This window comes from Cetobacterium sp., assembly GCF_977044495.1.
Map to the genome: position 1 here is coordinate 20,367 of NZ_CDRRQU010000006.1, position 14,834 is coordinate 35,200.

At 28.1% G+C, this 14,834-nt stretch carries 15 protein-coding genes and 1 riboswitch; of the genes, 1 reads left to right on the forward strand and 14 read right to left on the reverse strand.

The window, feature by feature from the left end:
* Window positions 1–20 precede the first annotated feature (20 nt).
* The 12 genes from ACWI69_RS02550 to ACWI69_RS02605 all read right to left on the reverse strand — a co-directional run bounded on the left by ACWI69_RS02550 (window position 21) and on the right by ACWI69_RS02605 (window position 9,761).
* A complete protein-coding gene (locus tag ACWI69_RS02550) occupies window positions 21–707 on the reverse strand; it encodes an energy transducer TonB (RefSeq protein ID WP_448820290.1) in 687 nt (228 codons plus the stop codon).
* Window positions 700–1,089: an ExbD/TolR family protein gene (locus tag ACWI69_RS02555; protein ID WP_448820291.1), complete on the reverse strand. Its 390-nt coding sequence runs from the start codon at window positions 1,087–1,089 to the stop codon at window positions 700–702. The genes ACWI69_RS02550 and ACWI69_RS02555 overlap by 8 nt, the downstream gene beginning before the upstream one ends.
* A 4-nt stretch (window positions 1,090–1,093) precedes the next feature.
* Complete coding sequence (locus tag ACWI69_RS02560) at window positions 1,094–1,702, reverse strand: MotA/TolQ/ExbB proton channel family protein (protein WP_448820292.1); 609 nt, start codon at window positions 1,700–1,702, stop codon at window positions 1,094–1,096.
* A gap of 88 nt (window positions 1,703–1,790) precedes the next feature.
* A complete protein-coding gene (locus ACWI69_RS02565) occupies window positions 1,791–2,171 on the reverse strand; it encodes a hypothetical protein (protein ID WP_448820293.1) in 381 nt (126 codons plus the stop codon).
* 89 nt (window positions 2,172–2,260) lie between these two features.
* Complete coding sequence (locus ACWI69_RS02570) at window positions 2,261–3,115, reverse strand: ABC transporter substrate-binding protein (protein ID WP_448820294.1); 855 nt, start codon at window positions 3,113–3,115, stop codon at window positions 2,261–2,263.
* On the reverse strand, window positions 3,112–3,894 hold the full coding sequence (locus tag ACWI69_RS02575; protein ID WP_448820295.1) for an ABC transporter ATP-binding protein: 783 nt from the start codon (window positions 3,892–3,894) through the stop codon (window positions 3,112–3,114). Before ACWI69_RS02575 ends, ACWI69_RS02570 begins: the two co-directional genes overlap by 4 nt.
* The gene (locus ACWI69_RS02580) at window positions 3,894–4,886 is read right to left on the reverse strand and encodes a FecCD family ABC transporter permease (RefSeq protein WP_448820296.1); all 993 of its coding nucleotides are present in this window, start codon (window positions 4,884–4,886) and stop codon (window positions 3,894–3,896) included. Before ACWI69_RS02580 ends, ACWI69_RS02575 begins: the two co-directional genes overlap by 1 nt.
* A 70-nt stretch (window positions 4,887–4,956) precedes the next feature.
* A complete protein-coding gene (locus ACWI69_RS02585) occupies window positions 4,957–6,126 on the reverse strand; it encodes a peptidoglycan DD-metalloendopeptidase family protein (RefSeq protein WP_448820297.1) in 1,170 nt (389 codons plus the stop codon).
* 133 nt (window positions 6,127–6,259) lie between these two features.
* Window positions 6,260–7,009: an ABC transporter ATP-binding protein gene (locus ACWI69_RS02590; RefSeq protein ID WP_448820298.1), complete on the reverse strand. Its 750-nt coding sequence runs from the start codon at window positions 7,007–7,009 to the stop codon at window positions 6,260–6,262.
* A gap of 2 nt (window positions 7,010–7,011) precedes the next feature.
* On the reverse strand, window positions 7,012–8,043 hold the full coding sequence (locus ACWI69_RS02595; RefSeq protein ID WP_448820299.1) for a FecCD family ABC transporter permease: 1,032 nt from the start codon (window positions 8,041–8,043) through the stop codon (window positions 7,012–7,014).
* Window positions 8,040–8,900 carry an ABC transporter substrate-binding protein gene (locus ACWI69_RS02600; RefSeq protein WP_448820300.1) on the reverse strand — a complete coding sequence of 287 codons (861 nt, stop codon included), beginning with the start codon at window positions 8,898–8,900 and terminating at the stop codon, window positions 8,040–8,042. The genes ACWI69_RS02595 and ACWI69_RS02600 overlap by 4 nt, the downstream gene beginning before the upstream one ends.
* Before the next feature lie 18 nt (window positions 8,901–8,918).
* A complete protein-coding gene (locus ACWI69_RS02605) occupies window positions 8,919–9,761 on the reverse strand; it encodes a sirohydrochlorin cobaltochelatase (RefSeq protein WP_448820301.1) in 843 nt (280 codons plus the stop codon).
* Between the two features lie 122 nt (window positions 9,762–9,883).
* Window positions 9,884–10,060: riboswitch (cobalamin riboswitch) on the reverse strand.
* A gap of 160 nt (window positions 10,061–10,220) precedes the next feature.
* Between ACWI69_RS02605 and ACWI69_RS02610 the strand changes: the two genes are divergently transcribed.
* On the forward strand, window positions 10,221–11,933 hold the full coding sequence (locus ACWI69_RS02610; RefSeq protein WP_448820302.1) for an ABC transporter ATP-binding protein: 1,713 nt from the start codon (window positions 10,221–10,223) through the stop codon (window positions 11,931–11,933).
* A gap of 86 nt (window positions 11,934–12,019) precedes the next feature.
* On the opposite strand, the gene ACWI69_RS02615 is transcribed toward ACWI69_RS02610, so the two are convergent.
* Together ACWI69_RS02615 and ACWI69_RS02620 are read right to left on the reverse strand one after the other, a co-directional pair.
* Window positions 12,020–13,768, reverse strand: coding sequence for an MFS transporter (locus tag ACWI69_RS02615; RefSeq protein WP_448820303.1), 1,749 nt, complete (start codon window positions 13,766–13,768; stop codon window positions 12,020–12,022).
* 26 nt (window positions 13,769–13,794) lie between these two features.
* Window positions 13,795–14,682, reverse strand: coding sequence for a radical SAM protein (locus tag ACWI69_RS02620; protein ID WP_448820304.1), 888 nt, complete (start codon window positions 14,680–14,682; stop codon window positions 13,795–13,797).
* Window positions 14,683–14,834: the final 152 nt, after the last annotated feature.

Below are 14,834 nucleotides of genomic sequence, written 5' to 3' on the forward strand. Positions count from 1 at the left end.
ATTTACACTCTACCTAATTATTAGCTTTTTTTAAATTTAAACTCTTTTTCAAAATAAACTTTAATTACTTTTCCTTTATAAATAATTGGTTTGAACTTCCATTTTTTTAAAACTTTTTCTACCTCTTCTCTAAAGCCAAATCTGCTTTCACCGGATATAAACTCTATCTTTTTTACTGTTCCATCAATATCTACAAGAAATTTAACTTTGACAATTCCAACTCCATTATACCCTATTTTTTTCGCTTTTATAGGATATTGAGGATCTATTTCTTTCAATATTTCATACTCTATTCCGTCTTGAGAAGTCGCAGTAAATATACCATCCTCTCCCTGCAAAAATCTATTTTGATCTTTAAATTCATTATAGACTTCTTCTGCCTTGGTACTCTTTTGTTCTTTTTTTTCCTGTTTTTTAACTTCTACCTTTTTTTTTGTAATTACCTCTTTTTTCTCTATCTCTTTTCTTTCTTCCTTCATTACTTCTTTCTCCACTATTTTCTCTTGTGATACGACTGTTTCCTCCTTTTTTTCACTCTCTTTTATTGAACTAATATCGGTATTATCACTAACTGCTCTCCTATTTTTCACCGATACCACCACTGTATTTTTTTCCTTAAATTTTATCTCCTCATCTTTTGTAAAACCAAATAAAAAAAATATAGCTATACCGTGTAAAATAACTGATAAAATATAAAATTTACTCATAAAAGTTCAGCTCCACCTTATCCACACCATTATTCTTCAATGTACTTATTGCTTTTACTACAGCTTCATATTTTAAATTTTTATCTGCACTTATTGTTATTTTCTCTACATTTAAAACTTTCTCCCCAATCGTTTCCAACGTAATCGGATTAGAAACCTTATCCACCAATAAAAAATGATTTTCATCTTTATCTATAACCAATTCATACATAGCTTTGGATGTTTCAGAAATCATATCCCCTTTGGGAAGTTCCAACTTAAATCCACTATATCTATCAAAAGTTGTAACTAACATGAAAAATATCAAAAGTAGGAATACAACATCAATTAATGGTGTTAAATCCGGAGTCGCTAAATTTCTTCTCTTTGTTCTTCTTTTCATCCCCTTACCTCTTCACTATATTAACTATAAATGTGGCTGTTTTTTCCACTTCTAAACTCATTTTCTCTATTTTTTTATTGAATATATTATAAGCTATTATTGAAGGTATCGCAATTATTAATCCCCCTGCAGTTGTTAACAAAGCTTGAGATATTCCACCAGCTATAGCATTTGGATCTCCCGTTCCAGAAACTGCAATTTTACCAAATGCTTCAATCATTCCCGTAACAGTCCCTAAAAGCCCAATCATAGGAGCGGTATATGCAATAATTCCTAAAATATATGTATTTCGTTCCAATATATCCATTTCCTCTAACTCTATTTCTCTCAAAAGTTCATCACTATTTTTATAATCTCCAACTAGACAATAACGAATTAAAAATTTTGTCAAAGTTTTTCCAACAACACCTTTCTCTTTCTTAGAAAGTTCTATCGCCTCACTATACTTTCCCTCTATTAAAAATTCTTTTATCTCTTTTTTTAACATAGAGTCCACTGATATTTTATTTTTTATAAAACACAAAGATCTTTCTAAAATTACCCCTAAAGAAACCACTGATAAAATAAGTAATATATAAAGTATCGGTCCTCCAGCTTTTATATAATATAACATCCCATCCTCCAAATTTTAATAATATCTATAGTTAAAGTATATATTATTCAATGAAAAAGAGCAAGGTTAATACCTTGCTCTTCAATAATTAATTTGTAGTTTTATTTGTTTTTAACATCTCATATCTCATTTTCATCTGCTCTGTTTTCATCTCAGCTTGAATATTAGCTCTTTCTTTATTGATTTTTTCAATGTTTGAAAAATCTGGATTCTCTTTAGCCATTTCCTTCATCATAGCCACTTTATTTTCTTGAAGTTTAATTCTTCCCTCTTGAAGCTTTGGGTTTGTTCTCATTTTCTCTCTCATTAAAGCTTTTTCTTCACTTGTTTGACACTTACCCATCATCATTTTTCCGCCATTGTTATGTCCCATTCCATCAACTGACATTCTGTGCCCATTGTTTCCCTTTGCCATTGCTACTGTTCCTAATCCTAAAGCCATTATAGATACTAATAAAAATTTTTTCATTTTTTATACCTCCTAAGTTTTCTCTTTACACAAACATATTAACAAAGTTTTATGGCTAAAATATGGCAAAAAATATTTTTTTGACTTTTTTATCTCTTTAATTCTTCATATATTTTTTCAATCTCATCAAAAACTCTATGGGAGGCTCTAAGTATCTCGCTAGAATCGATGATATATATATTTTTATTTTTATAAGCATCTGTTTCTTCAATTAACTGCAAACTATTTTTTATCCCTTCAATATTTTTTACTCCTCTAGTTCCTATAATATATTTTGGATTTTCTCTTAAAATATACTCTGAGGATACAATTGGTTTTTTCCCTACTTTTGGAACTATTACATCTAATCCTAAAGTTTCTAAAATTTCTACAGGAAGAGAGTTTTTTTCAAAAGATGTAGGTGGAGAATCGGAATATAAAACTACAGCTTTTCCTTGTAACTTAAAATTTTCTCTTATATATTCCAGTTTACTATTCAACTTTTCCACAAGTTCTTTGCTCTCTTTTTCTCTATTTACTAACTTCCCCAAAATTAATGTATTTTTTAAAATATCATCCAAATTTTTATTTGAAAAAGTTATTGATGGTATATTAAATTTTTCTAATCCATTTTTTTCACTTCCCATAACATTAAAAATAACTAAATCTGGTTTAAAAGATAAAATTTTTTCCAATGAAGGTTTAGATACACTTCCAGCTAAAGGTAATTTTTCAGTTTTTTCCTGTGGCCAAATTTTTTTACTATGATTTGCAATAGCCACGATATTATTATCTGCTCCCAATTCATATAAAATCTCTACCGCTCCAAAGTTATATACAACTATTCTTTTATACTCTTTCAACAAAATTTTTTCATTATTTTCACCCAAAACATAGTCGCCAACTATATCCAGAGAAAATATTTTTAAGGACAATACTAAAAATAACAAAATTGATCTTCTCATTTTTCACCTCGCTTAGGTAGCACATATATATCATTTTCCAAATTTAAAATTTTTGGTGTAAAATTATAGATTTTTTCTAACCACTCCTTTTTTATAACTTCTTTTGGTTTGCCTGAAGTTGCTATTTTCCCATCTTTTATAAAAAGAATTTTATCACAGAATAATGAAGCTAAATTTATATCATGAATCACAATTATTCCAATCATTTTTTTTATTCTAATCTCTTCTTTCAATAGTTCTAGAAATTCTAAAGAATAGTTTATATCTAACGCTGAAGTAGGTTCATCCAATAAAATAACTTCGCTATGTTGAATAAATGCTCTCCCTAACAAAACTCTTTGAAACTCTCCTCCACTCAAACTTTTTATATCTCTATTCAAATAATTTTGCAAATTTAGTTTTTTAACAACTCCATCCACTATCTTATCATCCTCTAAATTTAAACCTTTAAAGCTATTTTTCATATGAGGTACTCTTCCTAACTTTAGTACCTCTAATACTGTAAAATTTAAGTTCTGATTAGATTTTTGTGCTATAAAGGATATTCTTTTAGCGAACTCCTTTCTTGAAAGCCTTTCAGCCTCTAAATTATCTAAAAAAATTTCACCCTTCTCTTTTTCTAAAAACCCCATTATAACTTTTAAGAGAGTACTTTTTCCACATCCATTCGCTCCTAATATACCAACAAGTTCACCCGGAAAAAAGTTGTAGCTTATATCACTTAAAACTTCACAATTTCCATATGAGTATTTTAAATTTTTTAATTTTAAAATTTTCATCATACACCTCTTCGATTTTTAAAAGCCAAATATATAAAAAACGGAGCTCCAAATATAGCTGTTACAACCCCTATTGGCATTTCCATAGTCGTCAATAATCCTCTTGAAATAGTGTCACATAGCAATAAAAATAATCCTCCATACAGCATTGATAAAGGTATTAGTCTTATATTACTGCTTCCAAATATAATTCTAACTAGATGTGGTATTATAAGCCCCACAAAACCTATCATTCCTGTAAAAGCTACTGAAAACCCAACCATAAATGTAGAAATCATTAACACCCTATACTTAAATTTTTTTATATCTACTCCTAAACTATGAGCCTCTTCATCCGAAAGTAAAATTATATCTAAATTATACCTATTCAAATAAAAGTACACCAACGAAAATAAAAGTGGAACTAATAAAATTGCTATTTTTTTCCAATCTGCACCACCCAGATAACCCATAGTCCAAAGAACAACTCTAAAACTATCTTCACCTACAAGATACATCACTAAAGATATTAACGCCCTCAATAGGGCTGAAATAGCTATTCCTATTATCAAAAGAGTAGACAAATCTAAACTTCCTCTTCTACTATTAGAAAGTTTAAAAATTATTAGTGATGTTATAAAAGAAAATATAGAACCAAAAATTCCAAAATATATTTCTGAAAATCCTAACAAGAATGCTATGACTGCTCCGAAAGTACCACTAGCTGATATTCCAATTATATATGGGTCCGCCATTGAATTTCTAAAAAGTGTTTGAGTTAAAGCGCCACTACTCCCTAATAGCATTCCAATTACTATTGCCATAATTGCTCTTGGTACTCTCAAATTCCAAATTATTTTATGCTCTAATGAACCCGTATCTCCATTTCCCAAAAGTAAATTTAGTCCTTTAATGAAGTTTATTTCATAGTTTCCTATGAAAAGAGAAAAACAAAAAAGAAAAATTAAAACTCCAACTGAAAATATGGCTATATCTTTATTTTTTGAAATCATTGTTCTACTCCTTTTATCCTTTATTCAAAAAATAAATCCCCCAAAGTTACTCGGGGGATTTTTTATCTTATTAAAATTTTAAATATGTCAATGGATTCTCTATTTTCCCATTTTTTCTTATTTCAAAATGTAAGTGAGGACCACTCACTCTTCCCGTGGCTCCACTTAAGGCTATGTGTTGATTCTGTGATATTTTTTCACCTTTTCTCACATCTATTTGACTAAGATGAGCATATCTTGTTTCATAGCCATCTGAATGCTTTATTATAATTAAATTTCCATATCCACTAGCTCTTCCAGCAAAAGTAACAACACCCTCTCTTGCTGAAACAACTTTTGTACCGATTTTAGCTCTTAAATCTACACCAGCATGATTTAAGACTTTCTTAAGAACTGGATGATTTCTTGAACCAAAACTACTAGTTAAACTCATAGCAACTAAAGGATTAGAAAAAGTTCCCAAATTTGTTTTTTTAACATACTCTTGCTTAAAACTACTTAGATACCTTGAAACTTTAGGCTCTCTCAAAAAAATCTTTGCTCCTATCAAAAGTCTATCAATCTCATTGTCCTCTTTGATTGTTTTAATATCTACTTCAAATCTTTTTGACAACCCCTCAAAAGTATCCCCTTTTTTTACTGAATAAAATATTCCAGGTTCTGTTGGAATATTTATTTTTTTTCCTACTTGAAGAACTCTTAAATTTTTATCAATATTATTTGCGTATATATAGTCAGTTTTTATCTTATACTCCTTAGATAAATCTGAAATAGTATCTCCTTTTTTAATCACATATTCCATATTTTCTAATACTACTTTTTCTTCTAAATCAATACTCTGGTCAAGATCCGCTAACTCTTGTCCCTCTTGGTCATCCCACTCTTTAGCAATTTTATTTTCTAATTCTAGATCCTCTATCGTAGAGCTCTCTGAATTTTCTATTGAAATTTCTGTCACTTTCTCTTCTAAGTCTTTAGATATCCCTTCTTGGACTGGACTTTCAGTGACTGACTCTTGTTTAGCAACAACAACTTCTTTCTCTGTATCATTTTTTAAAACTTTAACTTTTTCCGCTGTAGCAATTTCAGTTTCAATAACTTCCTCACTCTTTGCTAACTCGTTATTTTCAATTACCTCTCTATTTTTAGACTCATTAGTTTTTAACGTAAATTCTCTATAATAAATTGATGTTACTAAAAAGACTAAAATACCTATGACTAATTTTTTTCCTTTTTTCATAACTCACCATTCTTTTCCTCATTTTTAGTATTTTTATAAATTTTTATAAATTTTACCATATTTTTGTCTTTTAAGTCTAGTTTTTATTTTTTTGTATTTTTTAAGTTCCTATCTTTCTAATTCAGTATATAATCTACATAAAAATAACTATTGGCTTGTTATTTAAAGGATGCTTCATCACTTCTACCTCTATTTGGAATATCTCCTTTATTTTTTCAGGCACAATTACCTCTTCTGGTGTTCCTTCATACTTTATTTCACCATCTTTTATGGCAAAAATATAATCACAATAACGGCTTGCTATATTTATATCATGAATTACTGCAACTATAGTTTTATCAAGGCTTTTTACTAAATCCATAATCTGGTATTGATACCTTACATCTAAGTGATTTGTTGGTTCATCTAATAATAGCACTTGACTCTCTTGTGCTATAGATCTAGCTATTAAAACTCTTTGCATCTCCCCGCCAGAAAGAGTTAAAAAACTAAAATCTTTTAAATGCTTCATTCCAACCTTTTCCAAAGCTTCATCAATATCTTTTTCATAATCTCTTTTTGAAAATAAAGAACTTTTATTATATTTTCCCATCTCAACTATCTCTTTAACCGTGAAATCAAAAATAATTTTTTGATTTTGGCTTAAAACAGATATTTTTTTAGATAACTCTTTCACAGAGTAATCATTCAACTCTATGCCATCCACATAAATACTATTTTTCTTAGGAATATAATTTCTATAGATATTTTTTAAAAGTGTACTCTTTCCACATCCATTTTCGCCAATTATACCTATAAATTTTTTTTCTTCTATGTTCAATCTAATATTTTTTAAAATATCCCTTTTTTCTATTTTAAAATCTAAACTATCTATTTTTATCACAATTATCCTCCAAAATTATAACTATTTTTTCTTAACATACTCATAAAAAATGGAGCACCTAACATAGATGTTACAACTCCTATTGGGATTTCTTGTGTCTTAAATATCATTCTTGTTAAAGTATCTGTTCCTAATAAAAATAAAGCACCTAAAACTATTGCACATGGAATCAATCTTTTGTGATTACTCCCAACTAATCCTCTAGATATATGAGGAATTACTAATCCTACAAAACCAATTACACCTGTTGCAGAAACTATAAACCCAGTTAGAAAAGTGGATATAACTACTATAAAAAACCTCAATCTCCTTACATCCACACCCAAAGTTTCAGCTAATTCGTCACCGGCAATTAAAATATTTAACTCTCTATACCTAATTATGACTAAAATTGTCGACATCAATAGAACCAAAAATAGCGTCATCAAGTTCTCCCATCTGGCTCCTGCTAAACTTCCCGAAATCCAAAACATAGCTCCTCTCAGTTGTGACTCATTTTTAGCTGTGGTTACTAAAAATGTTGTAACTCCAGAAAATAAAGAGGATACAGCCACGCCTATTAAAACAAGTTTAGTACTTGAATAACCGCCATTTCCAGCTAAATAGAATACCAAAAATGCTGTAAAAGTTCCAAAGATAAAAGCTCCAATACCAGGAGAAAAAGATACTCCCCAAAAATTTCCCAATACTATTGAAATAACCGCACCCGTACTAGCTCCTGAAGATATTCCTAAAATATAAGGGCTAGCTAACGAATTTTTAGTCAACGCCTGCATTAAAATTCCAACTAGTGATAACCCTGCTCCTCCTAGTAAAGCTAAAATAACCCTTGGAACTCGCAGATTCCAAACAATCATCTCAGTTGACTTTTTCCAATCAACAGTGAAAAAATTATTATTGAATAGTTTATTTATTAATATTTTCCAAACATGAACTGAAGACAAAGAGACACTTCCTATTGTAACTGCAATTGTTCCCAAAATTATAATCGAAGTGAAAGATATTATAACTATATTTCTATCTTTTATTTTCACTTTTTCTCCTCTCTCAGACCATTCGAAATCATTTCAATTCCTTTACTAATTTTTACTCCCGGTGATATGTAGCTCAAAGGAACTCGTAAAAATTTCTCCCTTTTTACAGCTTCTAATTGAGAGATTGGAGAACTATTTTTTAAATATTTTACTTTTTCTTCATAGGGGGTATTTCCGTAATCTATAACTAAAATAACTTCCGGATTTTCATCTAATACTTTTTCCCATGTTCCAACACCAAAAGAAAAATTTGTATCTTCAAAAATATTTTTCCCACCAGCAATCTCAATTATAGTATTCCCAATTCCACTTCCTCCAACCACAAATGGTGCCGATTCTTGGCTATCGTATGCGAACACTTTTATTTTTTTTCCATTTTTTTTATTTTCTTTGACTTTAGCAATATCTTTTCTCATATTTTCGACAACACTTTTAGCACTCTCTTTTAAATCAAAAATATCTCCAAACATCAATATATCATCATATACATCTTCAATTTTAGAGCTATCTTGAGATTTTGTAAAAACTACTTCTACACCATTCCCTCTTAATTCATCTATTGTTCCCAAGTTTTTAGGTGTCGCTATCGATTTCCAGCCTGTTAAGAAGTTGGGATTTAAAGCATAAAATTGCTCTTTCGTTGGGGCTCCTTTTGATAAAACTGGTATCTTATCATACTTCTCTTTCAATTCTGGAAGTATTTCATCATCTAAAAAAGCTGTTCCTAAGAGTTGCTTTTCCACTCCTATAGCCAATAAAATTTCTGTTGTAAACTGTGATGTCGAAACCGCTCTTATATCTTCTTTAGAAAAACTTAAAGAAGTTATCAATAAGAGTAGTAGTAATAGCTTTTTCATACTTTCTCCTTTCCAAAATTAATGAGAAGCTTTTCTTCCTCTAGCATACTCAGCTTTTTTTATCAGTATATCTTCTGGTTGGCAATTTTCTAAAACTTTTGCTTTTTCTATGAAAATATTTTGAATGGATTCAATCTCTCCTAACCCCTTCAAATTTATCTCTACCTCAAATCCACTCTTTTCTAAATCCTCTTTCCATTCTTTAGCTATATCGTTTTTGGCGTGATCTCCAGCTACAAACATAAGAGGCATCAAAGTCACTTTTTTCTTATTGTCTCTCTTTAATTCTCTCACAATATTCTCTATTCCCGGATAACCTGCAATTGTTCCGATATATATAGGTTTTTCTAAATCTCTAACTATATAAGCTAACATAGGATATGCTGATAATGCCGGATGTTCTGTCCCATGTCCTATCATAACTACACCTTCATCCTCTTTTAAAGGGCCTATCTCTTTTTCTATAACATCAATCAGATTAAAATAATCTTCCATTTCCGTCAACAATGGAGTTCCAACTCTAATATCTTCAAATTTGTCAGAAAACTTCTCCACCTCTCTTTTTAAAGCTTCCATTTCTGTACCATTTATTATATATGTAGGTTGAATAATTACATGTTGATACCCTTGCTCTATCAATCTCTCCAAAATTTGAGTTGTATCTAACTTCTCTTTGCCACTTTTCGAAAGTATTCTATTTATGATTCTTGAGGTATAAATTTGAAAAAAATCAAGTTGCTTAAACTCTTCTTCTAACTTTTTATTTATTATATCTATTGTTTTTTCTTTTGTGTCCTCATGCGTTGTTCCAAAATGCGCTGCTACAATGGCGCCTTTTTGCATATTTTTGTAAAAATTCATCTCCAATCTCCCTATTTTATCTTATTCTATATTATTTTAAATAAAAAATTCTTCACCAATAAAAAAAACCTCCCTTTTGTAAATACTAAAAGAGAAGTGTAAAAATTTTACCTTCTCTGTCCTCGCAGAATTAAATAATGGCAGGTCTCCTGACTTAGATTCATCCTACTCACAGCCCTTCCCAAGGTTTTTATCCTCAGTGGTAATACTGTTTTCATCCTCTATACAGTGGCGGGACCGTTTGAGATTTCCACTCAATTCCCTTTTAATCAAATCGAACCATTACATTTTTATCTAACTAATCTTAACATTTTATAGTACAAATTTCAATCAAATTATCTAAAATTTATAACATAATCATCTATTATTTATATTATTTATATCTAGAAGTATTGACTTTTATATAAAAAAAAAGTTACTATTGATTTAGAAATAAATGTATATTAAGGAGAAATTTTTATGAAAAAAACATCTTTTGGAACTCTTATTTACTATTTAAAAAAAGAAAGTAAACTTCTAATTCTATTTTTAAGTGTAAGATTAGCTATGACCGCTATCGACGTATACTCTCCACTTTTAATAAAAAATTTAATAGATGATGCCCTTCCCTCTAAAAATATTAATCTATTACTTAAATTTTCTATCGTATTGATTATCCTTTATATTTTGCGTCTGATTTTTGCGGTAAACTCTCAAGCAAATGGGAAATTAATGGGTAGTAAGATAAAACAAAATATGAGAAACGATTTACTAAAAAAACTTTTAAATCAACCGAGTGAATTTTTTAAAAAAAATCAAAGTGGAGATTTAATATCTAGAGTTATCAATGACTTAGATAGCGTATCAACCCTTTGCCATAGAGGACTAGAGGATTTTATATTTTCTGTTATAACTATTATCGCATCTATTATTATAATGATGGACTTTGATTTAAAACTTTCACTAATTACTCTTTTTCCTCTGCCTCTAACACTAATATTTGTTTATAGAGAAAATAAAAAAATGAAACTAGGTCACAGAAATGTTAGAAAGAATTCAGGCTTATTATCTGCCAATCTTCACGACATTTTACGAACTATCTTTTTTTTAAAGGACAACAATTTAGAAGACTACGCACAAAAAAGATTTTTTGAAAAAAATGATACACTTTTAGAAAGTGAAAAGAAAAATATGACTCCCTCTAGTTTAATTGTTTCAGGGGTAACTTTTTACTCAAATATAACCCAACTTATTATCATTCTTGCTGGAGGTTACCTATATATAAAAGATGGGGTCACTATGGGAATTATTTTATCTTTTTTACTTCTAGTTGATCGTTTTAGGCTTAGAATTATGAGAATGGTTGGACTTGTTGATATATATCAAAAAGGTATTTCTGGTGTCAATAGATTTACTGAAATAATAAATCTTAATGATAGAGCAGATGGGGATATACCTCTAACAGAACCTATTACCTCTATTGAATTTAAAAATATTGGTTTTTTCTATGACGAAAAATCTGTTTTACAAAATTTTAATTTAAAAATAGAAAAAGGTGAAAAAATAGCTTTAGTAGGCGAAAGTGGAATTGGAAAGAGCACCACTGCAGCTCTTCTAAAAAGAGCTTTGCTTCCCACAAGTGGGGAAATTTTAATCAATGATATTCCTTTAAATAAAATCACCTTTAAGACGTATTTGGAACGACTTGGAATTGTAGACCAAAGTGATTATATTATAAATGGAAGTTTAATAGACAATATCACTCTTGTTAAAGAAAACTGTACCGACGAAGAATTAAACTTTGCAATTGAAAAATCGTATGTATACGAAATTTTTGATAAATTCCCTCAAAAAGAGGATACTATTATTGGTGAGGGGGGAGTTCATGTGAGTTCAGGTCAAAGACAAAAAATTGCTATGGCTAGGTTATTTTTAAAAAGTCCTGACTTGATACTTTTAGATGAAGCAACTAATGCTTTAGACATCATCAATGAAAAATCTATTTTAAAAAATATTAAGGAGATATATGACGATAGAATTGTTATCGCAATAACTCATAGATTAAGTATCCTTGAAGATTTTGATAAAATCTATGTACTCGGTGATGACAATATTATTGAATCCGGCTCTTTCAATGAACTTTTAGAACTGAAAGGTAAATTTTATAGATTGTATCATGGAATTAGAAAGTAATACTTAAATTACGCAGACAATATCTGTGTAATTTAAGTATTACTGAACATTAAACTTACTAATAAAAAAACTTCTATATCAAGTTCTTAAATTATCTCTTTTCTCCATCTAAAATCACAAAGTTCATCACCATCAGCCAAAGTTTTAGTCCTTATTAAATTTGATTTTAAATATTTACTTCTAATAAAATCCAATTTGCAAATATATTTTAAAGCATCTAACATTTTATATTTTTCAAAAAAATCATATAAAGGACAAGCGTATGTATTTAATTTAAAATCTGTCTGATTTGATGTAGTAGCTATAAATTCAGAACTAAATCCTAAATACTTCTTATCTCCTTCTTTTAAATTTGCAATTTTTTGTATGCTTCGAATATTCAATTTAGAAAAAAAATATTTAGACAAGAGTTTTAATTGAAGTCGCTTTAATAGGTTAGATGTTATATACCTTTCGAAAGACAAAATCATCAAAGATTCAAAATCTTTTTTTTGTTCAATATTTTCGTAAATAACCATATACCATGTTGCAATAATAAAGTTATTTCTTAGTGGATTCTTTTTTAAAAAAATATATGGAATAGTTTCATATTTTTGAATAAAGCAATCTATGATGTTTGATTTTTTATCTCTTAAAGATTCGTATTCAGAAAAAATATAGCTTTCTAAAAAATATTGAAGTTTTTTTACTTCCACTCCTTTAACGTCTTTTTTATCAAAAAAAAGAATTAAAAATAATCCTGTAAAAAAATAAGAAGCACTAATTAAAATAAACAACAATGTATAACTCCTTGTAAAAATTAAAATACCTCCTACATAAGTACTGACAGAATCTCCTAAATTATATGCTGTATTTAAAATACCTGAAATCCTCCCATGTATATTTTGAGGATATTTGTTTAAAATGAACCCAACCAACTTAGGATTTAAAAGATTATAAAGAGAAGTAATACAAATTAATAGAGAAATATTGATTAAAGTGTTTGTAGTTTTTATTAAAGATAGATATCCTATTATAAGTAAAAATATTAAAATATAAATATATTTCAACTCATTTTTATTCTTTTTTAAATTTAAATAATTAATAAAAACAGAAGCTATTTGAAAAATAGCCAAAATACTTCCTATATAGATTAAATTAAATTGAAATCTATCCTCCAAATAAAGATTATAAAATGGTCTCAACATAACAGTATTTCCTAGAAATAAAAAAATTAAAAAAATAGGAATAAATCTAAAAAAAATATTTTTATTCTGATGCTTTGGAACAGTTTCTTTCAACTCATTCTTTTCAAAATTAATATTTAGAAAAAAAATAGGAATAACTGAAAATAAGTAGATTAAAGCAGAAATAAATAAAATAAATTTAAAACTAAATAAAGTTGATTCAGCTACTTTCCCTCCAAGTATTGATCCCAAAGAGAGAGCACTTAATCCAATTCCTTTTTCTAAATTAAAAACATTAATATTACAAGTATTATTAAGCTTCGCAGAAAAAACATATTCTAAATTTAAAATAAAAATAAATCCAATTCCATAACAAAAGGAAATTATATAAAGAATAAATTCTTTTTCTATAATTATCTGACTAATAAATGTAATTCCACTTAAAATTATACTTAATTTGAGCAGATTGTTTTTATTATATTTATCAATTAAAACTCCACTAATATAGCTAAATGCAGACATTGAAATATTTCCAATTGCCAAAAATAATCCTAGAAATTCATAAGATATACTTAATTGCTTTATATATAAATTAAACAGTAAAAAAAATATACCTAAGCTAAAATTTCTCATAAACAAAGATATTGAAAATAAATATAAATTAGCCACTTGTTCCTCCTATTTAATATAAATATTTAAATTAACGAACATTTGCAAGAGGATGTTTTTATTAATATTTCCATATCTAAAGATTCTCTATATTCTTGAAATTTGTTTTTTAAAAAAGTATCGCAGTCTATGCATCCTTTTGGTCCATCAATTGGTTCAGGAGTATCTGTAAAATATGCTAATCTTATTGGAATGTTTGGATGCTTTTTTATTCCCGTTAATAATATCTGATTAATCGTCCATAAATTTAAAGGAGTATACAATCCTTGTTCATAAAGTTCATGCATTTTTGAATTTTCTACAATATATCCACTTTCTAGTTCAAGCGAAGTTGCTCCATGTTTTATGGCATATTCTATACTTGTGACAGCCTCCTCATACGCTTCTTGATCAGAATAATTTTTTATGGGTGGTTTTATAAATATATATATTAAAGAATCTATTTTATTATTAGTTAATTTTTTCATAGCTTCTTCATAACTCTTGTTTGTAATTCCTTTTGTATGTACTAAATTTCTAATCGTTTCACTAGATGTTTCTAATCCAATAGCAATAGTTAATTTTCTATTACCCATTAAATTTTTTAATTTTACTAAATTAGAATCTGTGATTAATTCCGGTCTGCTTTCAATAAAAATTTCATTTATACTTTCTTGACCTATAATATATTTTATTATTTTTTCTTGAATATCTGAATTTATTTCAAAAAATGATCCTCCAACAAAAAAACTTATTCTAGTAATATTTTTATTTTTATTTTTTTCATATTCATTTTTTACTATTTCTAATAAATCATAATAATATTCATTTTGAAGCTCATTTACTAGATGTTGATAGCCACAATAAGAGCATCCTCCGTATTTTCGTACCCAATAACATCCTACTGGAAGTAAAATAATTAATTCTTTTTCCATTTTTTTTGTTTTAAAATTCCCCATTTTTCTGATATAACTAAGTGATAAATTTTCATTATTTAATATATTTTTTTTCATATAAATTTGTATTGATAAATAAATATCTATCCATATTATTTATCAACACTTCCTCCTTTTCCAATTTCTTTATT